We start from the raw sequence: 19,269 nt of genomic DNA on the forward strand, positions 1-19,269 counted from the left end.
TTTCCTGCAGATGGACGGTACCGCCATTAAAACGGCCGGCCGCAGCAATCCCTGCCTGATCATCCTGGATAAAGGCACCATCAAAGCCAAGTATCATTATAACGATATTCCGTAAGCTAATGCTGCGATTTTTCTTCCGTAAAACGGGCTACGGCCTGCTCGTGCTCTTCGGGGTGGTGGGCGTCGTGTTCCTGCTGTTCAACGTGTTGCCCGCCGATCCGGCGCGGATGACGCTGGGGCAGCGGACCGATGTGGCCAGCCTGGAGAACGTGCGGAAGGAATTGCATTTGGACAAGCCGGTGGGCGTACAGTTTCTTTATTATGTAAATGACCTGTCGCCCATCGGCGTATTGTCCGGCACCGAATACAAGGAAACCCCGGGCGCGCTGGCCCTGTTTCCCGTTGGGGAAGCCAGTGACCTGGTGTTGAAGACGCCCAACCTCCGCCGCAGCTACCAGAGCAAGAAACCGGTGTGGGAGATCCTCACGGAGGCATTGCCCGGCACCCTGGTGCTGGCGCTGGCCGCCATGATCTTTGCGACCGTGGCGGGCATCGGGCTGGGGGTACTGTCGGCCGTGAAACAGAACACCTGGATGGATACAGGGGCCGTTTTCGCGAGCGTGACCGGCATATCGGCGCCCTCGTTCTTCGCGGGGATCGTGCTGGCCTACCTGTTCGGGTTTGTGCTGGCGGACTGGACGGGGCTTCATATGACCGGGAGCCTTTACGACATTGATCCCTTCCGGGGCCGGGTGCTGAACCTGGGGAACCTGGTATTGCCCGCGCTCACCCTGGGCATCCGGCCATTGGCCATTATCGTGCAGCTCACGCGCAGCGCCATGCTGGACGTGCTGAACCAGGATTACATCCGTACGGCCTACGCCAAGGGGCTCCGCCGCCGGGCGGTGCTGTTCGGGCATGCGCTCCGCAATGCGCTCAATCCCGTGATCACGGCCATTACCGGCTGGTTTGCCGAACTGCTGGCCGGCGCGTTTTTCGTGGAATATATCTTCGGGTGGAAGGGGATCGGCAAGGTGACGGTAGACGCCCTGGAGAAATTCGATTTCCCCGTAGTGATGGGCGCCGTGCTGTTTACCGCCGGCATTTTCGTGATCATCAACCTGCTGGCAGACCTCCTCTACAGCCTTATCGACCCGCGCATCAGACTAACTAATTGATTTACAGCTCCGGAAAAAATTTTCCTTTTATTTTGTAACAAACGTTTTTGGCAGTCGTCTTCTTTTTGTAACAATGAAGGAACCGCCTCCTTCTGCCATTCTAAAAACCAATATGACATCCAGCGCATTTCAGTCCCTCATCCTTCCTTTCAGGCAAAAGCTTTACTGCTTTGCTTTCCGCCTGCTCGGTAATGAGGAGGATGCGAAGGATGTTGTCCAGGATGCCTTCATCCGGGTGTGGAACAACCGGGAGAAGATGCCGGAGCTGCAAAGCCTGGAAGCCTGGTGCATGCGGATCACGCGGAACGTTGCGCTCGACCGGTTGAAGAGCCGCAAATACCGGATCACCGACGATCTGGACCGGGCGGGCGAAGTGCCCTCGGTACACCAGAGCCCGCACCAGCACGCCGAAAAAAGCGACGTGATGCGGCGGGTCCACGCGGCTATTGCCAGGCTGCCGGAGAAATACCGGACTGTGCTGCAGCTCCGGGATATGGATGGATTGAGTTACCAGGAAATTGCCGACATGCTGGAAATCGGCCTGGCGGAAGTAAAAATCAACCTGCACCGCGCGCGGAAAACCGTGCGCGAGCAGTTACAAAACCTGCAAGTATATGGAATACAATGACATCAGGGCATTACTGAACAAGTACTGGGCCTGCGAGAGCACGGAAGAAGAGGAAGCGGAGCTGCGCGTGTTTTACGCCGGCCATGAAGGGAAGTTGCCGGCAGATCTCCAGGAAGCGGCGCCCCTGTTCCAATACTTTAACGATTGCAGCGCCGTGCCCGACATGCCCGAACTGTTCACCGACAAGCCCGCTCCCTGGGACGAACCGCAGCACCCCGCCATCGTCCGCTCCCTCTGGCAGGGCTGGATGAAATACGCGGCCGCGGTGCTCGTAGCGGCAGGACTGCTCTATTCGGCAGACAGCTTCCGGGATAAAAAGACGGACGCCATGGCATTCGCCGATACGTATTCCGATCCGAAACTGGCGTATGAGCAAACGCAACGCGCGCTGCAGCTGCTGTCCAAAAACCTGAACCGCGGCAAGAACGAAATGCAGAAAATCGCCTATTTCAACGAAGCCACCAGCATCGTGGAAGGCAAAAACTAACCGCCCATTCTAGTATGATTATAACCTTGATTGATTCACTAATTTTTCTCACATGAAACGTCTCATTCCACTGGTCGCCTTACTATGCCTATTGTGCAGCAGCCAGCTGGCCCTGGCGCAAACCACCATCGACAAGTTCTTCCAGAAGTATCAGAACGACCAGTCTTTCACCGTCATCAACATCACACCGAAAATGTTTTCCATGTTTTCGAAAGTGAGTGCAGATGACCCAGACGCAAAGAAGGTACTGTCTTTGGCCAGCAAGCTGAAAGGCCTTCGCATCCTGATCAAGGAAGACACTAAAGACGGCCAGCGCCTGTATCGCGAAGCCGCCCAGTTCCTGACATCGGGTATGGAAGAACTGATGAGCCTGCGCGACAAAGACACCGACCTGAAGTTCATGGTCCGCGAAAACGCCAAAGGCAATATCGCCGAACTGGTGATGCTCGTAGGCAGTACGAACGAGTTCCTGGCCCTGCTGCTGATGGGAGATTTCTCCATCGAAGAGATTTCCGAGATCGCGGGCAACATGAACATCGACGGGTTCGAAAACCTGGGCAAGCTCGACAGCAAAGGGCCGAAAGGTCCCAAAGGCAAGAAATGACCTTATGAACCGGACAAGCCGCCGTCTTCCATCCGCGGCCGCTTTTCCTTCCATCCATCCTTTACCTGAAAAAAACGAACATCCATGATCCGCTCCATTATCATCGCCTCCGCTTTCATCCTCACTGCCGCCACGGCTACCGCGCAACGCAAAACCTTACGGCAGTTCACCAGGGAACATTACTCCGTGGCTGAAACGCACCGCCTGGGCCTGGGGTTCTTCCCGTTCCGGGTCGTGAGCTGGTTCATCCCCAACCGCGCCTTCGACGGGGAGATGAAAGACATCAAATGGGCATTGAAGAAGGTGAGGAGCCTGCGGCTCTATGCCATCGATATGGACTTCGGGATGATTTCCAATGAAACGATATCCGAGCTGAAATCCCGGCTCGAAAAAGATAACCAGTTCGAATCACTGGCGGAAGTGCGGCGTAAAAACAGCAATATCCACCTGCTAAGCAATGGCAAAAATGAAGACAGGATCGATAATCTTGTAGTGCTCGTGCAGGATGAAGGAGAAATGTTGATGCTGCACCTGCGAACCAAACTGACGATGGACGATATCTCCCGCATCGTCAACAAACTGTCGGAGAACGATGTGAAAATCGCCGCCGTTAACGGATTATAACTTCCGTCACCACTTTTTCCCCCAGCATATCATTCACCAGCCCGGCGATCCGGTCTTTGGAATAATTCAGCTCCTGTTTGAGGGGCGCAACGGTGGTTACGATCACCAGCTTGCCATCGTACAGATGAACGCTTTCGGTGTATCTCGCGATGGTTTTACCCACCACCTGCTCCCAGTTTTCCTGGATACGCACTTCCATGAGGCGCGGTTTGAGACGGCTTTTATTGAGATACTCCCGCAGGGCGTCGCCCATACTGACAAGATTGTTTCGCATGACGCAAATGTAGCGACAATTTTCGGGGACGCCATCAACTTTCCGGTATCAAACCATGTTCGCGCAGCACTTTCTGTTCATCTCCGGTAACGTATGCAAATATTTTGTAGTCGCCGGAAACGGAAGTCAGCATGTACCAGACGTCGAATTCGATCCGCACGGTTTCTCCCTTTTTATCGTAAGTGGAATCCCAATGTACCTTCGCCACGCAATGGGTATCATTGATTTTGGTGACGTCGAGGCCGGTCATTTGCATGGTTTTGGTGCCGATGTTCCGATAATATTCGTAGCCATCGGTCATCGCCTTCCGGAAGGCATTATCGTTTCTCCCGCCCTGCACGCCTACGGCAGATGATTCCACGAAATAGTCCGCGAATGCGCCTGCGAAGGCTTCTACGTCCTGCGGCCTGCCGGAAAGGCCGTCCATGAACCGTTGTTCGTATGCCTGGAAAAAAGCTTTGATCTTGTCCATGGTGATGTGGTTTCCCTGAATTCCGCAATATCCGGGCCATGCCAATCTTTCCTACCGAAAAATACTTTGCCGGCTGTATGAGAAAGCCCCGGGGAATGCGTAAATTCCTGTTATGAAGCATCTATTTGTTCCCCTGTTGCTATTGCTGGGCCTGCATGCGGCCGCTCAGCAGTCGCCCGCCAAATTAACCGTTGAATTGCGCTACCTGCTGGCATTGCCGGAAGGATATGATGCAGACACCGCCCGCCGGTGGCCATTGCTGATCTTTCTCCATGGCTCCGGCGAGAGCGGGATGGACCTGGAAAAGGTAAAGGCGCATGGCCCTCCCAGGCTCATTGATGCAGGCAAGAAATTCCCTTTTATAGTAGTATCACCCCAATCCGACCAGGGCGGCTGGGACCCGGGCATGCTGCATAAACTGCTGCTCGACCTGAAAAAGAACCACCGCGTGGACGCCGAACGCGTGTATATGACCGGCCTGAGCATGGGCGGTTTCGGCAGTTGGGAATTTGCATCGCGCTATCCCAATGAGCTGGCGGCCCTTGTGCCCATCTGCGGCGGCGGGCAGCCGGAATCGGCCTGGAAGATGCGCTACGTGCCCGTCTGGTGCTTTCACGGCGCGAAAGACAACGTGGTGCAACTCAGTGCCAGCGCGCGTATGATCGACGCGCTGAAACCCTATCAGCCGGGCGTGAAGTTTACGGTGTACCCCGAAGCAGGGCACGACAGCTGGACGGAAACCTATAACAACGACAGTCTCTACACCTGGCTGCTGGCCCAAAAGCGCCACCGCTTCCAACCGGTGAGCGTGGATGCCGGGAAACTGGCCAAACTGGCCGGCACCTATGTGCGGGGCGGCAATCGGGACACGGTGGTGATTACACCGTTGGCAAACGGGTTGCAGCTGAAAGCCGGCAATCACCAGGAAACATTGAAGCCTGCTTCGGAAACAGTGTTTTTCTGGGACGAAAGATCGCCGGTGGATGTACTGTTCAATAAAGACGGTTTCGTGCTGCGCGCCCGCGACCAGGAGCAGTTCAAAAAAGTGAAGTAGGGAGCAAGCGGAAGGAAAATCGTACCTTTGCGCCTTCGACAAAGCTAAGACGCAAATGAAACTGCCTGAAGATCTGAAAGCACGCAGCAATAACAGCTGCGAACTGTGCTCCGCCACGGAAGGACCGTCCGTGTACGAAGTTCCCTTTTCCCCCGAATCCCGCCGCGACGCGGAGATCGTTGCCTGCGACAAATGCCGCGCCCAGCTGGAGCGTAAAGCGCCCCTGGACCCGCAGCACTGGCAATGCCTCACCACCTCCATGTGGAGCGAGGCGCCCGCCGTGCAAGTGGTATCCTGGCGCATGCTGAACCGCCTCCGCAACGAAACCTGGGCGGCAGAACAGCTCGACATGATGTACCTCGACGAAGAAGCGCTCGCCTGGGCGAAGGCTTCCGGCGATCATGAGAACGACGATGTGGTGGAACTACATGTAGACAGCAACGGCGCCGTGCTCCAGCATGGCGATACGGTGGTGCTCACCAAATCCCTGGATGTGAAAGGTTCTACCCTGAATGCCAAAATGGGAACGGTGGTAAAGAACATCCGCCTGGTGGAAGAGAACACGGAGCAGATCGAAGGGAAGATCGAAGGACAGGTGATCGTGATCCTCACCAAATATGTCCGCAAGCAAAACGCATGACCTTGATTTCGCAAGCATATAAAAGGCGCCTCCTTAGTACACAGGGGGCGCCTTTTTTTATACATGGAATTCGTTGCATCAGGTCAGCTGGCCGATATAGAGGCGGGTGGTGTACATAAATTTCACCAGGCCGTTTCTGGCATATTTGGCGAACAGGTCTTCCAGCTGGCTGATCATCGGCGCATACCGGGGATGCCCGGGCTGGGGGGCGTAGCTGGCGGACAGCATCCTGCCTTTCAGGCCCTGCAGGTCCAGCTGCTGCGCGTTGCTGAAGGTATGGGCGCTGTACACGGAAGGAGAGTAAAAGGCCGACAGCTGGGCGGGCCCCACATTGCGGTGGTTGGTTTCGCGGTAATCCACCGCATTGGCTTCCAGGAGGGCGTCGTATTCCTTGCCGAGCTGGTCTTGTATATCCCGCTCGTTCCACATGAGCACGGTGCAGGCGCCCGGCCGGCCGATCCTGACAAATTCATTCCTGGCGGCGCTGCCATGGAACCAATGGAAGGCTTGTCCGGCCACGATGAGATCGGCGGAACCGTCTTCCAGGGTGGTTTTTTCCGCCGTGCCCGCTATGGCCCGGAACCCCGGGTGCCCGTGGAGCAGGCGTTCGGAGGCTTCGCGCATTTCAGTATTGGGCTCTACGGCCAGCACGGGGTTTCCGTTTTCCAGGAAAGGCAGGCAGGAAATGCCCGTTCCCGAGCCGATATCCGCTACGACGGAATCTTTGGTCAGGCAGGCTGCTTCTTCCAGGCAGGCGATGATCGCATGCGGGTAATGCGGGCGGTATTTGATGTAATGTTCAGCCCTTCCGCTGAAACGTTCGGTGTTTTTCATGTGTGATGGTTATTTCCGGGCTTTCTTCTCATGTCTGAAATTTCCCTTGTTAAACCTACTGTAACAATTAAAAGTTCGGGTTGTTTGCTGTAATATTATATCCACGTCATTTTTTAACCTCTTTTAACATGAAAAGTACCATTTTAACCCTCATCGCCCTGCTGGTTTGTTCGTTAACCCATGCGCAATCCGACGCGGAGGTCACCAAAGCCGTGCTGGCGGCCGACAGCCTTTTCTGGCAATGCTATAATACCTGCAACCTTTCCCAAATACGTCCCATGCTGACGGACGATGTGGAGTTTTACCACGACAAAGGCGGCCCAACTTTCGGGGCAGACGCGATGATGAAAAGCTTTACCAACGGCCTGTGCAAGCCCGGCAACGATTTCAGCCTGCGCCGCGAAGCGGTTCCCGGTACGGTGATGGCATTTCCTTTAAGAAAGAACGATACGTTGTACGGCGCTATTATCGGCGGCAGCCATTATTTCTATATTCTGAAAAACAAAAACGAGTACCGCGACGGGCTCGCGAAGTTTACGCATTTGTTGCTGTTGCAGGATGGCAAATGGAAGATGGCGCGGATACTGAGTTTCGATCATGGTCCTGCTCCGTACGAGAATACGCGGAAAACGCTGGAACTGAAGAAATCAGAATTGAAGGCTTATGCGGGGAAATACCAGGGCCCGGAAAATGCGCTTACCATTACTGCCGAAGATGGTTGGTTGGTGCTGCATACGGCGCGCGCCCCCATGTCGCTGTTCCCGGAGCGGCAAGACGTATTTTTTTCCAAAGAAAGGGACCTGACATTCACCTTTACGCGCGATGCGCAAGGGAAAGTGACGGGAATGGCGGTCAGTGAGAAAGGGCAGGAGGTGGAAAAACTGGTAAAGGCGCCCTGACCTCAGACGCGTTCCTTATCCTCAGCGGCAACCGCGAGGAGAGCCATGATGAGGACGAAACTGTATTCGCAGCCCCCGGTCCCGTGTTCCCCGACAAACCAGCCCAGCTCCGCATGGATGATAGCGATGCCCGACAGCAGGAGCAAAATGAACCCTGCTGCCACCCACCGGGCAAACGTCCCCACCGCGAGCAACAGGCCGCCTGCGATCTCGAATACCGTGATCATCCAAACCAGCACTACACCTGCCGGAAAGCCCTTGCTTTCCAGGAATTCCCCGAAGCGGGGAATGGTACCGTTGCCGATGCGCACCACAGCATGCGCGATGAATACAACAGCGATGGCTATACGCAATAGCAACATAGCGTACCGCATCGGGAGAAAAGGGAACCGCATGGGAAGGAATTTGAGGAATGGATAAATTGATCAGGAACGGAGGCGTTTCCAGAAGATGATGGTACCTGTGAGACCGCCGTGGGGCTTGAGTGCGAAGTCGGGGATGACGCCGCTCCGTTGATAGCCTGCTTTTTCGTAGAGCCCGGCGGCGCCTTCGTCTTCCGCCGTATCCAGGGTGAGAAGAGTGCGCCCGTGCTGAAGCGCCAGACTTTCCGCTTCGGCCAGCAGCGCGCGGGCTATGCCTTTTCCGCGGTAGGACACGCCGGTCATCATCTTGGCGATCTCCGCGCGGTGGGGCTGGTTGGGCGGCAGGTCGAGCAGGAGCGTAACCGTGCCTGCGAGATGGCTTGCTTCGTCGAAAGCCCCTAAAATGATACGCCCGCCTTTTGCCGCCGCCGTTAATGATCCCTGCCAGAAGGCCCTGGCTTCCGGTTCCGGCAATGGGTGCATGAAACTCACGGACCCGCCATGGGCCACCGTTTCCATCAGCAATGCGGTTAATGCGGACAATGTGGTTTCATCGTTGGCGAGCGGGCGGATGCGGAAGTCGGCAGGGTACATGGCAGCGGAGGTTTCTTTCCTCAATTTAATCAAAATCATCACTCCGTTCAACGAAAAAGCGAAAGCCGGCCGCGAACCCGGCCGGCTTTACAAACCGTTTGGCGATAACGGCAGATACCCCGGATATTTTAGAACACCAGGTTGGTGCCCGCGGAAAGCGCCGTGCCAGAAGCAGTGCCCGTTTTCACCAGCTCTCCGTTGACGAACATCTCCACTTTCAGCGTGGATTGCGCATTCGCGCCAACCGCCCCCACTACGCAGGTGCCGGCCCTGGCAGACGCGGGTACGTCGATCACAGGGCTCGACCAGGTAGTGCCGCCGATGCTGGTGATGGAAGTGACCGTTTGGTCGTAGCCATACAACGCGGAATACAACTGCACGCCCGCGCTGGCGGTGGCCTTGAACTGCACTTTCTTCGCGGAGCCCCCGGGGGTGGGGTCCTTGTCTTTCCCGCCGCAGGCGGCCAGGCCGATCGATAGGGCTAACAACGGCAACAGGAACAATTTAAATGATTTCATATAATCGTTTGTTTTAAATGGTAATGGTTAGCAGCGCCGCGGCGCATGGATATGCTGCGCATCACAAAAGTAAAACCCCGTTAGGCCTGCTTCAATACCTCCAACCGGGTGAAATTTCCTACCTGTTTTCCGGTAGTTTCGGGCGGCGATGGCGCTTCCTTGCGATTTATTGATATTTTTGGGCCCGGGAAAGCATCCAACCCGTTTACGCCATGTCCTCACAAGCCATCCAGATCGCCATTGCCGACGACCATCCGCTGATTTTAGAAGGATTACAGAAATTGCTGGAAGCGGCCCCCGGCATGGAGATCGCCGGTTGCTTCGGCAGCGGCCGCGAGTGCCTGGAATTTTTACAGTCTTCCCATGCCGATATTCTTTTACTTGACATCGCCCTGCCGGATGCCAGCGGCCTCGACCTCTGCCGCGAGATCCGCAACATTGCGCCCGCCACCCGCATCCTCGCCCTCAGTAACCATTCCGAACGGAGCATGATCCTGCAGATGCTCCAGCAAGGCGCTTCCGGCTACCTGCTGAAGAACGTGGCGGCCGATGAGCTTATCCGCTGCATCCGCGAAGCGCACGAAGGACTGCTCACCTTCAGCAAAGCCGTCCGCGAGATCATGGCCAAACCCTCCGCAACCGAGCTTCGCGACATGCCGCAGCTCACCCGGCGCGAAAAAGAAATCCTGCTGCTCATCGCCGACGGTAAAACAACTACAGACATCGCTTCCATGCTGCATCTCAGCCCGCTTACCGTAGAAACGCACCGTAAAAACCTCCTGCAGAAATTCGGATCGCCCAACGTGGCGTCAATGATCCGGCTGGCTGTGCAGCAGGGGCTCATCCAGTCTTAAAGAAAAAAGGAACGCCCTGGAGCGCCCCTTTTTCCTGCTTATCATACCAACCGTGTTATTGGCCTAATAATTCTTTCAGTTTCGCGTCGAGCTGGTCTTCGCTTTCCTTGCCGCCGCCCACGAGCTTCCAGACAATTTTACCCTGGGGGTCGAGGAGGAATTTGGTAGGAAAGCCGGTGATGCCGTACTTCTGCACCAGGTCGAAATCCGCTTTGCCATAATTGTTCATCACGTGCAGCCAGTTGATGCCGTCCTTTTCCACGGCACCTTTCCAGAACTTTTCCGCGTCAGCGATCTTCTCCGTTTTTTCTTCGGAGATGCCAACGATTTCCAGTCCTTTCGGCTTGTAATGCTCATACAGCTTGCGCATGTGCGGGTGGCTTGCGCGGCAGGGGCCGCACCAGCTGCCCCAGAAGTCGACCAGCACGTATTTCCCTTTGAGGGACGACAGCGTGAAGTCATTCCCCTGGATATCCTTTTTCGTGAAATCGATCGCCTGCATGCCGAGCGCCGTGGCGCGGGTGCTTTCGATCTTGCTGGCGATAAGCTGGCCGTAGAACGAGGGCTTCCAGGAGGAAGCGAGCTTACCGTACGCTTCGGCATACGCTTGCGGCGTATATTCCTCGTAAAGAATGGCCAGCAGGTACATGCTCACGAAGGAACCGGGATGATTGGCGATATACGCCTTCCGCAATTCATTCTTTTTCCCATCCAGCGCGCTTGCCTCCTGCCTGCAGGCTTTGGACCTTGCCGTATCGCCGTTCCTGAAAGCGATGGCGCCTTCCTTCGTCAGTTCCCATTTCTTTTCGATCAGCGGCAATTCCCGGGCATGGAGCTTCGCGAATTCCGTGTTGAGCTTGCCGCCTTTGGCCAGCGCCATGTACGACTTTTCGGAAGTGCCCTTGATGGTGGTGCGCCCATCTTCCAGCACGAACTCCAATAACGGGCCGGGTATGAACATCCCGCCCTGAGACATCTGGAACTTTGTACCGGGGTGACTGTTAAACACCACCGCCACTACCGGCTCCGCGATTTCCCCGCTGAAACGGAAACCGCCATCAGGCAGGTGCTCGGCCGTATCCGAATGCCTTTGGCCTTTGGTAACATAGCTCAGCGTCAATTTATGCCCTTCCTGGCCGGCCAAATAAAGGTCCACTGTATATTTTTGCTGCGCTGACACCTGCAAAGCGGCCGCTATCGCTATTACCGATAAGATTGTTTTCTGCATGACTTTCTATTATTACATGGACATTGCCTTTATGACTTTCTTTTCCGGCTGGGCCTGCCCAGAGATGCCTTTTTCAATTGCCTGCTTGACGGTGGCTTCCGCTTCGGGGCTGTAACCGGTGAACTTGGTGACGATCTTGCCTTCGCGGTCGATGAGGTAAAGCGTGGGGATGCCGGAGAACTGGTAAAGCTCCATGGTTTTGTCTTTGTTGTCGCTCAGAAGTTGCTCCCAGGGCATATTTTCATCCGCCATGGCTTTTTCCCAGGCTTTCTTGTCCGTGTCGATGGAAATGCTCACTACTTCGAGGCCTTTTGCCTTGTATTGTTCGTGCAGCTCTTTCACTTTCGGGATCGCCTGGCGGCAGGGGCCGCACCAGCTCGCCCAGAAATCGACCAGGAGATATTTCCCCTTGTATTTTTCCAATCCCTGCAGCTTGCCGAAGTTATCGGGGTAGGAAATGGAAGGTGCGGGCTGGCCGGGCTGGAGCTTCATCATCTGCGCGCGGTTCCTGATGATGGTGTTCTTGAGGTTTTTCGCCTCGCTTAGCCAGGGATACAATTTGATGAGGTGGTCCAGCTGCCGGAGGGTAGACGCGTACTGCGTGGTATCGTGCGGGCTGCCGGCGCTGCGGAGGGCATAAATGAGCACAGGGCGGTCTTTATACACTTTCATCAGCAGGTCTTCGCGCTCATCCTGGTCTTTACGGAGATCATTATATTTCCGGCGGCCAACCCAATAGTTCGCCCAGGCGGAATCACCGGTTTTCTCCTTGTGCTGCTTGGCGAAATACTCCTGGTTGTATTCGTCCACCGAACGGAGGTAACCGTTGGTGCTGTTCAATTCCATCTGGTTGATGAAGTTGTTGTCGGACGAGCCTTCCACGAAATAGAAGTGCGGGATCTTCATTTTAATTTTGGCCGTGTCGTACCCGCGGGAAGCCACTTTCACGTCGGCATCGCTCCAAAAGGAGATATGGTCCCAATACATCACGTTCAGCTTGTAAATACCCGGATGGTCTTGTTTGATGCGGAAGGAGTAGGTCAGATCGGGACCGAGCTCTACGGAATCCACTACTGTAGGTTTGCCGGTACCGTTATCCCGGCTCAGCCATATTTTGCGGGGCTGGCCTTCGGGCGTGGCAAATTTCACTGATCCTTTCACCGTGATTTGTTTTGGCAAATTGGCCTTCTGGGCCATCAGCGCTGCCGGACTCATCAGCAGCGCCATTAAAGCAGGTCTCAACATTGCGTTCTTCATTCCTGTTAGGTTTATTTTACTAATAATCATCGTTCTGCTCGAGGGTGGGATTGAGCGTGAATAATCTTTCCGGTAAGGGGAAGATCACGTGCCCGGCGGGTTGCTGGAACCCATCCAGCCAGGGTATTGCTTTGCCGAAGCGGCGCATATCCTGCCAGCGGTGGCGTTCGCCAACGAATTCTCTCCTCCGTTCCAGCTCGATCGCGTCGAGGAAAGCGGCCGCATCGGCGAAGTCGCCGTTGGCAACCTGGGAAGCTTTGCGTTTGGCGCGCAGTTCGTTATACCGCGTCACATCCACCGTACCCGTTCTGGCTTTGGCTTCCGCGGCGATGAGGAAAGCCTCGCTGTAGCGGCAGATGGGATAGGATGGCTGCAGTTCTTCCGGAAACTTCACCAGGAACCACACCGTATCGGTAATGCTCGAACCTTTCGCCCTTGTGAAGAAGGGCTTCCTGATATCGGTGTCCTCGTAAGTTTTTACGAGGTTGGAATCGATCCAGATCGTAGCGCCGCCCGCGCGGGGAGTACCCGGACCGAACACGCCCGGCAGCCCCTGTTTGGTGTTGTTGGTTCCGGGAGATACCTCGGCTACGGCGTACACCATTTCTTTCGAAGGAGTATTGTATTTGAAGATATCGTCGAACTTCTCGTCCTGCAGTGCGAACTTGCCGGAGCTGATGACGGCGTTAGCCAGGTTTCCCGCTTCGGCAAGCTTCCCGTTGTTCAGGTAAAAGCGCGCCAGCAGTAGTTGTGCGGCCTGTTTATTGCCTTTCAGGGGCTTGCCTTCGGCATCTGGCAGCAACTCCACCGCTTTCAGGAGGTTGGCTTCGATCTCCGCCTTTACTTTCTCCTCGGATTGCCTTTCGGGGTATGATAACGGATCTTCCGTTCCGTCCATGATCGCTACCTTGCCGAACTGCTCGTTCAGCAACATGTAGGCGTAAGCCCTCAGCAGGTAAGCTTCCCCGGCAATAGGCCGCAATGCGACTTCTTCGGTATGACCATTGTAATAACGGATCACCACGTTCGCGTTATTGATGCAGGCAAAGGGGTAACGGTAAGCGATGGTCAGGGAGTTATCGGTTACGGGGATGTTGCATAATTCATAGCCCTGCATCCCGGCGGTCTGCACATCATCACCCATGATCTCGGTGAGGATGTAATAATTATAAAAAGCATTGTTGGTCAGCGCGAGTTTCGTGGCGTTGAGCACCAGTCCCACGTTGCCGCTGTTCACCTGGTCAGGCGAAACGAGCGTATCGGGTTGCACGTCCAGTTTATTGGCGCAGGAAGCCATTCCCAGGATGGCGCAGGCGGATATATGGAGGAAAAATGATTTCTTCATGTTGAATGTTTTAGAAGGACAGATCTACGCCCAACACCATGCTCCTGGGATTGGGAAGGTTGGAAGAAACGATGCCGGAGTTGGAAGCCGCTTCCGGATCGAAGCCGATGTATTTGGTGATCGTAAACAGGTTCTGTGCGGCCACGTACACTTTGCAGCGGCTGATAGTAGCCTTGTCGAGCAGCCTTTTGGGCAGCATATAAGCCACAGTGAGGTTGCGGAGGCGTACGTAGGAAGCGTCGTAGATGAACTGCGTGGAAGGACGGTAGTTCCAGTCCGCCGTTTTGCCGGCACCGTGCGCGCCGGCAATGGCACGGGGCACGTCTGTTACGTCGCCGGGCTTGCGCCAGCGCCTGTTCACGATTTCGAATTTGTTGGGCATTACGCCGAACCAGTCGAGGTCGTAGTTGCGGAGGGATTGTTCGTAGTAGTCGTAGATCTTGGTGCCTACCACATAAGAAAAAAGCGCCTCTACGGATACGCCTTTATACCCGGCAGAAAGGGTAGTACCGCCGGTGAATTTCGGCAGGGCGATGGGCACGAAGATGTAATCCTTGGCGTCCCACTTTCCGTCCTTATTCCGGTCCTCATAGATCATATCCCCTGTAGCGGGATCAACGCCGAGGGAGTTATACACCTGCACGGAGCCTACTGCCTGCCCGACGCGCGCCTGCGATTGCGGGCCGCCGAAGATGAAGGTGCCGTAGCTCAGGACGGAGTCGGAAAGGGCGATGATTTCGTTTCGGTTGAAGTTCAGGTTGGTTTCCACTTTCCAGCTCACCCGCGCATTGCGGGCGCTGGATACGGCCAGTTCCAGGTCGACACCTTTGTTACGGATATCCCCGATGTTGAAAGGCAGCGTCTGCGCACCGAATTCCCAGGGTATGTTGCGGACGCTGAGCAGGCCGGTGGTGGATTTATTGTAGTAATCGGCCGTCAGTGTAACGCGGTTGTTGAACATGCCAACATCGATGCCCGCGTCGAATTGCCTGGTTTCTTCCCAGCGGATGTTCGGGTTGCCTACCATGTCGCGCGTGCGGAGCGCGGGCTCGCCAACGTAGGATGTAGCCTGCATGAGGTGTTGCGTGGCGAAGTTCGCTACTGCGCGGATATTACCGCTGATACCGTAGCTGCTGCGGAGCTTGAGGAACTGGAAGAGCTTCTGGTCCTGCATGAACGCTTCCTGCGCCACGTCCCATCCTGCGGAAACGGAGGGGAACCAGGCATACCGGTTGTCTTTGCGGAGTTTGGAAGAACCGTCGGTACGGAGGCTCGCGCCGAGCATATACTTATTGTCCCAGTCAAATGCCAAACGGCCGAAGTAAGCCTCGGATGTTTCGAGGGAGTTGCCGTTCAGGGAGCCGATCGAGCCTGTGCTGCCATAAGCGGAAGCGGCGGCGCCGCCGGTGATCACGTCTACCCGCGGGAAACCGTTGAGGTCGTAACCCCATGCGTTCGTTTCAATGCTGTAAAACGTATAACCCGCCGTTCCCGTGAGGCCCAGCTTGTTCCAGCGGTTGGTATAGGTAAAATAGCTGTCGAAGTTATAGTTGAAGTTATCCGAACCGCCCGTTTTCAGGTAACCGTTCTGGAACTTGCCCAGGTAACCGAGCGGCGACTGGTAATCGCGGTTGAAAGTATTGTATTTATTGGCGGCGAATGCAGAGCGGAACTGCAGGTTCTTGTGCAGCTTCAGTTCGGCCGCCAGGTTCCCGAACCAGGTCTGCGTGCGGTTCTTATTCCTGTTTTCCATCATTTCGCCCAACGGGTGCTGCTGCTGGCCAATATAATATCCCAGCGAACCGTCTGCATTGCGCACCGGCTCTTCCGGGGTATCCGGACGGGCGTTAAATGCGCTCACGAGCGGGTAGGAGTTGTCTTTGCTCACCGACTGCGTCAGGTTGATGTTCCCCATCAGGCGGAGCCAGTTGTTTACCTGCTGCGACACATCGATTTTAGCGGTGTAGCGCTCGAAGCGGCCGGTACCGATGGCGCCGGTTTCCGCATAACGGCCCAGCGACATGTAGTATGTGGATTTATCGCCGCCACCGCTCATGCTGGCCTGGATGTTGTTCAGGGGCGCGTTATGATTTTTCACCCGGTCGATCCAGTCGGTGCTGCGGTCTGCCATTTTGAGATCGGCCACCTGGCTGGTCATCCTGTTGCGCTCGTTCTGTAACTGGCTGATCTGCAATGGCGTGAGCCCGTCGGGGTTGGCCAGCTGGGCATCGATATCGGCGACCCGGTTGTTGCGGGAATCGTTAAAGGCGGATGCGTATTCCGAAGAATTGAGCATGCGGCGGGTGGTGGGTACGTTGTTGAAGCCGGTATAGGCGTTCACCGTGAAGTAGGGCTTCTGGCCCTGTTTTCCTTTTTTGGTGGTGATGATGATCACACCGGAAGAGCCACGGGCGCCGTAGATGGCGGCGGAAGCAGCGTCTTTGAGGACGTCGATGGTTTCGATGTCCTGCGGGTTGATGGAGCTCAGCGAGATGCCGGGGCCTTCCATCACCAGTCCGTCAATAACGATGAGGGGATTGGCATCCTGCGCGCGGGCGGATTGTACGCCGCGGATCTGGATGTTGGGCGTAGAGCCCGGGGCGCCTGAAGTGGAGGCTACGAATACACCCGGGATGCGGCCCTGGAGGGCTTTGCCCACATCGCTGACGATATTGTTTTCCGGCGCCAGCTTGCGCGAATCGATGGAGGAAATACTGGTGGTCACGGCGGTCCGCTGGCGGGTTCCATACCCGATCACCACCGGCATCTGGAGCATCTGGGCGGAAGTGGTCAGCATAATGGGCCGGATGACGGCCGTGGCGGGGATCATCACGGTTTCGAAACCGATGGATGAGATCCGGAGCTGGGCGTTGGCAGGCACGCGCAGCTCGAATTCCCCTTTTTCGTTGGCGGTAACCCCGCCGGTTCCGTTGACCACTTTGATGGTGGCGCCGGGAATGGGGGCCCTGGTGAGCGAGTCGCGCACCGTACCCTTGATAACCTGCTGGGCGTAAGCGCCCATGCTCAACATACAGGCAAGAGATAGCAGATAGACATGTTTCATAATCGCTACTGTTTGAGAGATGATTGGTTGAAGACTTGGTTGATTATTCCTTCCGGTTGATTTTCGACGTATGCAAACTAGCCTCATGACCGCTCCAAAATAATCCGGCGACTGCATTCCGGAAGGCAAAACTGTACGAACCGGCCCGTACCGGGTACATTCCGGCAATGGGCGGGGATGAAAAATTTTTCGCCCGTAAAGCCCTGTTATAGCGTATCTTAGCTCCGCATGACACCCTCCAAAACATACAGGTACTGGATCCACCTCGCCATCTGGATGGCGCTGATAGTGCTGTACATTTTCCCGATGCTGAAAGGGAACATCCACAGCCCGCTCGGCCTGCGGTACACCGTTACCCGGTATTTCCTGTACGGGTTCATCAACTTCAACCTGTTTTACATCCTGGCTTTCCACGTTTATCCCCTCCATGCCCGCAAAGGCGCGGCACGGGTGGCGCTCATTGCTTTCTCGGTGATCCTCGGGGCCTGCATGGTCAAATACGGCGTAGGGCATCTCTACCCCGACGAGATCCTCCAGATGGGCATCGCCATGATCGGGTTCAAGAAAACTTACCATACTTTCTGGAGCTACACGCGCCTGAGCCTGCAAACGGGCCTGCTGGCCGGCATCGCGGCATATGCCTATTACGTGATCCTGATGTGGCGCGCGGGCGACCGCGAAAGCCGCCGCCTGGAGCTGGAAGCCGCCGCCGCGGGGAAACAGTTTTCCCAGATGCAGGTATCCACCGGCCTGCTGCTCCGCAAGCTGAAAGCCATCAAATCCATGCTGGAAAACGAAGAGAAAAGGGAAGGGGAAGGCGCGGAAGCCATCCTCCAGCTTTCTGAGCTCCTGCGTTACATGCTGTACGATAAAGGCGTGAAACTCGACAAAGCCCCCCTCGACCGGGAGCTCTACTATTTTAACATCTACCTGAAACTGCATAACCGCCTCTTTCCCCGCCAGCAGGTAAGCCTGCACATGACCGGGCCCACTACGGCCCGGTACGTGACGCCGCTGCTGCTCCAGACCGCGGCGGAGAAACTGCTCGCCCGCCAGCACGACGGCCTCCCGGTAGTGCTCCGGCTCGACATCGGCGCCGATGCGCTGGAGCTCAGCTCCTCCGCCAAAACAACCTTCCTGCAACGCCTAGCGCTCCTGCTGCCGGGCTCCGGCGAATTCCGCCGGTTTAAAACGCCGCTGTATGCAGGACCGGCATGACCGCTTCTACCGCCTCCGCGAATTCGCCGCGCTGCTCGTACTGTGGATGATCCTCATGTACGGCATTTCCCTGCTGGGCATGCCGAAAATGTTCACGCCTTCCACCTTCCGCTACCTGCACATCAACCGCGGCGTGTTCGGATTGCTCAATTTCGCGCTGTTTTATTCCGCCATCAGGCTCGTTTTCCCGCAGTTCCTTTCGTCGCGGAAATGGGGGCAGCTCATTTTGAAATTATTGCTGCTGGTCACAGTAGCCACTTTGGTGAAATGGACGGTGGCCGACCGGTTCTTCCGGGAAGAAATCCTGCAGGGCGGGTACCGCGACGGGCAGCCCGTGTTCCGGAGCTTCTGGCAATACGCCCGCACCGAAATCTGGACCAACGCCATGGTGCTCTGTGCTGCATTGGCGTACGTGCTCTTTTTCGCGTGGCTGGCGGAAGATAAAAGGAGGAAACAGCTGTCGCTGCAAAAGCAGGACGCCGAATTCGCCATCCTGAAAATGCAGCTGAACGCGCACTTCCTCATGAACAGCCTGAACAGCATCTACAGCCTCGCGCTGGTGCGTTCCCCGCAGGTGGTGGACGCCGCGCAGACGCTGTCGCAGATCCTGGAATATATGACTGAACAGCCGCCGGTGGCGGGATATCGCACCCGCTTGTCGGACGAGCTGAAGTACCTGGAAGATTTCATCGCCATGCAGCGGCTGCGGACGGGCTGCCAGGACTGCGTCCGGATGCGCGTAACCGGCGATCCGCAAGCGCATGAGATCGCGCCGCTGCTGCTGGTGCCGTTCGTGGAGAATGCTTTCAAGCACGGCGTGGCCAACCGGCCGGAGCAGCCGGTGGAAATTGAACTGGCATGCGGGGACGACGGGCTCGGGTTTACCGTGCATAATTTCAAAACCCGTAAGCGGAAAGACCAGACGGGCGGTATCGGGCTGGTAAATGTCAGGAAACGGCTGGAACTCGTGTACCCGGGCCGGTACGAATTATCCGTCGACGAAACAGAAAACGAATATTCTAGCACACTGCAAATACACTGGGAAAATGGGCATTCAATGCATAGTGGTGGACGATGAGCCGCTCGCCGTACAGGTAATAACGGAATTTATCAGGAAGATGCCTGAGCTATCGCT

At 56.0% G+C, this 19,269-nt stretch carries 21 protein-coding genes; 11 read left to right on the forward strand and 10 right to left on the reverse strand.

From position 1 onward, the window contains the following. Nucleotides 1-119 precede the first annotated feature (119 nt). The 5 genes from Q0510_RS17885 (at nucleotide 120) to Q0510_RS17905 (ending at nucleotide 3,521) form a co-directional block, all read left to right on the forward strand. On the forward strand, nucleotides 120-1,178 hold the full coding sequence (locus Q0510_RS17885; RefSeq protein ID WP_298714931.1) for an ABC transporter permease: 1,059 nt from the start codon (nucleotides 120-122) through the stop codon (nucleotides 1,176-1,178). A gap of 112 nt (nucleotides 1,179-1,290) precedes the next feature. Next, nucleotides 1,291-1,806 (forward strand): RNA polymerase sigma factor, encoded by a 516-nt coding sequence (locus Q0510_RS17890; protein WP_298714933.1) that lies wholly within the window; start codon nucleotides 1,291-1,293, stop codon nucleotides 1,804-1,806. Further along, nucleotides 1,793-2,293: a hypothetical protein gene (locus Q0510_RS17895; RefSeq protein ID WP_298714935.1), complete on the forward strand. Its 501-nt coding sequence runs from the start codon at nucleotides 1,793-1,795 to the stop codon at nucleotides 2,291-2,293. Before Q0510_RS17890 ends, Q0510_RS17895 begins: the two co-directional genes overlap by 14 nt. A 52-nt stretch (nucleotides 2,294-2,345) precedes the next feature. Continuing rightward, nucleotides 2,346-2,897: a DUF4252 domain-containing protein gene (locus tag Q0510_RS17900; RefSeq protein WP_298714937.1), complete on the forward strand. Its 552-nt coding sequence runs from the start codon at nucleotides 2,346-2,348 to the stop codon at nucleotides 2,895-2,897. An 84-nt stretch (nucleotides 2,898-2,981) separates the two neighbouring features. Beyond that, the gene (locus Q0510_RS17905) at nucleotides 2,982-3,521 is read left to right on the forward strand and encodes a DUF4252 domain-containing protein (RefSeq protein ID WP_298714939.1); all 540 of its coding nucleotides are present in this window, start codon (nucleotides 2,982-2,984) and stop codon (nucleotides 3,519-3,521) included. Here the strand turns inward: Q0510_RS17905 and Q0510_RS17910 are convergent. After that, nucleotides 3,508-3,795 (reverse strand): DUF721 domain-containing protein, encoded by a 288-nt coding sequence (locus Q0510_RS17910; RefSeq protein ID WP_298714941.1) that lies wholly within the window; start codon nucleotides 3,793-3,795, stop codon nucleotides 3,508-3,510. The two genes, Q0510_RS17905 and Q0510_RS17910, sit on opposite strands and share 14 nt — an antisense overlap. A gap of 34 nt (nucleotides 3,796-3,829) precedes the next feature. Beyond that, nucleotides 3,830-4,267, reverse strand: a complete 438-nt coding sequence (locus Q0510_RS17915; RefSeq protein ID WP_298714943.1) for a hypothetical protein — start codon at nucleotides 4,265-4,267, stop codon at nucleotides 3,830-3,832. Between the two features lie 112 nt (nucleotides 4,268-4,379). Here Q0510_RS17915 and Q0510_RS17920 point away from each other — a divergent pair, with 112 nt between their 5' ends. Both Q0510_RS17920 and Q0510_RS17925 read left to right on the forward strand, forming a co-directional pair. Continuing rightward, complete coding sequence (locus Q0510_RS17920) at nucleotides 4,380-5,321, forward strand: dienelactone hydrolase family protein (protein ID WP_298714945.1); 942 nt, start codon at nucleotides 4,380-4,382, stop codon at nucleotides 5,319-5,321. 55 nt (nucleotides 5,322-5,376) lie between these two features. Further along, the gene (locus tag Q0510_RS17925; RefSeq protein WP_298714947.1) at nucleotides 5,377-5,961 is read left to right on the forward strand and encodes an alkylphosphonate utilization protein; all 585 of its coding nucleotides are present in this window, start codon (nucleotides 5,377-5,379) and stop codon (nucleotides 5,959-5,961) included. A 78-nt stretch (nucleotides 5,962-6,039) separates the two neighbouring features. On the opposite strand, the gene Q0510_RS17930 is transcribed toward Q0510_RS17925, so the two are convergent. Continuing rightward, nucleotides 6,040-6,795 carry a class I SAM-dependent methyltransferase gene (locus Q0510_RS17930; protein WP_298714949.1) on the reverse strand — a complete coding sequence of 252 codons (756 nt, stop codon included), beginning with the start codon at nucleotides 6,793-6,795 and terminating at the stop codon, nucleotides 6,040-6,042. Between the two features lie 128 nt (nucleotides 6,796-6,923). On the opposite strand from Q0510_RS17930, the gene Q0510_RS17935 reads away from it, so the two are divergent. Beyond that, nucleotides 6,924-7,694 carry a DUF3471 domain-containing protein gene (locus Q0510_RS17935; RefSeq protein ID WP_298714952.1) on the forward strand — a complete coding sequence of 257 codons (771 nt, stop codon included), beginning with the start codon at nucleotides 6,924-6,926 and terminating at the stop codon, nucleotides 7,692-7,694. 2 nt (nucleotides 7,695-7,696) lie between these two features. Here the strand turns inward: Q0510_RS17935 and Q0510_RS17940 are convergent, their stop codons facing one another. The 3 genes from Q0510_RS17940 to Q0510_RS17950 form a co-directional block, all read right to left on the reverse strand. Beyond that, entirely contained in the window at nucleotides 7,697-8,089 is a 393-nt protein-coding gene (locus tag Q0510_RS17940; RefSeq protein ID WP_298714954.1) for a DoxX family protein, read from the reverse strand. A 30-nt stretch (nucleotides 8,090-8,119) separates the two neighbouring features. Continuing rightward, complete coding sequence (locus tag Q0510_RS17945) at nucleotides 8,120-8,650, reverse strand: GNAT family N-acetyltransferase (RefSeq protein ID WP_298714956.1); 531 nt, start codon at nucleotides 8,648-8,650, stop codon at nucleotides 8,120-8,122. A 128-nt stretch (nucleotides 8,651-8,778) separates the two neighbouring features. Then, nucleotides 8,779-9,168 (reverse strand): hypothetical protein, encoded by a 390-nt coding sequence (locus Q0510_RS17950; RefSeq protein WP_298714958.1) that lies wholly within the window; start codon nucleotides 9,166-9,168, stop codon nucleotides 8,779-8,781. 212 nt (nucleotides 9,169-9,380) lie between these two features. On the opposite strand from Q0510_RS17950, the gene Q0510_RS17955 reads away from it, so the two are divergent. Further along, on the forward strand, nucleotides 9,381-10,022 hold the full coding sequence (locus Q0510_RS17955) for a response regulator transcription factor (RefSeq protein ID WP_298714960.1): 642 nt from the start codon (nucleotides 9,381-9,383) through the stop codon (nucleotides 10,020-10,022). Nucleotides 10,023-10,077: 55 nt separating this feature from the next. Here Q0510_RS17955 and Q0510_RS17960 read toward each other — a convergent pair whose 3' ends face one another. From Q0510_RS17960 to Q0510_RS17975, 4 genes are all read right to left on the reverse strand, one after another. Further along, nucleotides 10,078-11,250: a TlpA disulfide reductase family protein gene (locus Q0510_RS17960; protein ID WP_298714962.1), complete on the reverse strand. Its 1,173-nt coding sequence runs from the start codon at nucleotides 11,248-11,250 to the stop codon at nucleotides 10,078-10,080. A 12-nt stretch (nucleotides 11,251-11,262) separates the two neighbouring features. Next, a complete protein-coding gene (locus Q0510_RS17965) occupies nucleotides 11,263-12,411 on the reverse strand; it encodes a TlpA disulfide reductase family protein (RefSeq protein ID WP_298714963.1) in 1,149 nt (382 codons plus the stop codon). Nucleotides 12,412-12,526: 115 nt separating this feature from the next. Next, a complete protein-coding gene (locus tag Q0510_RS17970) occupies nucleotides 12,527-13,852 on the reverse strand; it encodes a RagB/SusD family nutrient uptake outer membrane protein (RefSeq protein WP_298714964.1) in 1,326 nt (441 codons plus the stop codon). 10 nt (nucleotides 13,853-13,862) lie between these two features. Next, nucleotides 13,863-16,916 (reverse strand): TonB-dependent receptor, encoded by a 3,054-nt coding sequence (locus Q0510_RS17975; RefSeq protein ID WP_298714966.1) that lies wholly within the window; start codon nucleotides 16,914-16,916, stop codon nucleotides 13,863-13,865. A 228-nt stretch (nucleotides 16,917-17,144) separates the two neighbouring features. Between Q0510_RS17975 and Q0510_RS17980 the strand changes: the two genes are divergently transcribed. Both Q0510_RS17980 and Q0510_RS17985 read left to right on the forward strand, forming a co-directional pair. Continuing rightward, nucleotides 17,145-18,134 carry a histidine kinase gene (locus tag Q0510_RS17980; RefSeq protein WP_298714968.1) on the forward strand — a complete coding sequence of 330 codons (990 nt, stop codon included), beginning with the start codon at nucleotides 17,145-17,147 and terminating at the stop codon, nucleotides 18,132-18,134. Continuing rightward, on the forward strand, nucleotides 18,118-19,212 hold the full coding sequence (locus Q0510_RS17985) for a histidine kinase (protein WP_298714970.1): 1,095 nt from the start codon (nucleotides 18,118-18,120) through the stop codon (nucleotides 19,210-19,212). Before Q0510_RS17980 ends, Q0510_RS17985 begins: the two co-directional genes overlap by 17 nt. Nucleotides 19,213-19,269: the final 57 nt, after the last annotated feature.

This window comes from uncultured Chitinophaga sp. (assembly GCF_937874145.1).
GTDB lineage: Bacteria > Bacteroidota > Bacteroidia > Chitinophagales > Chitinophagaceae > Chitinophaga.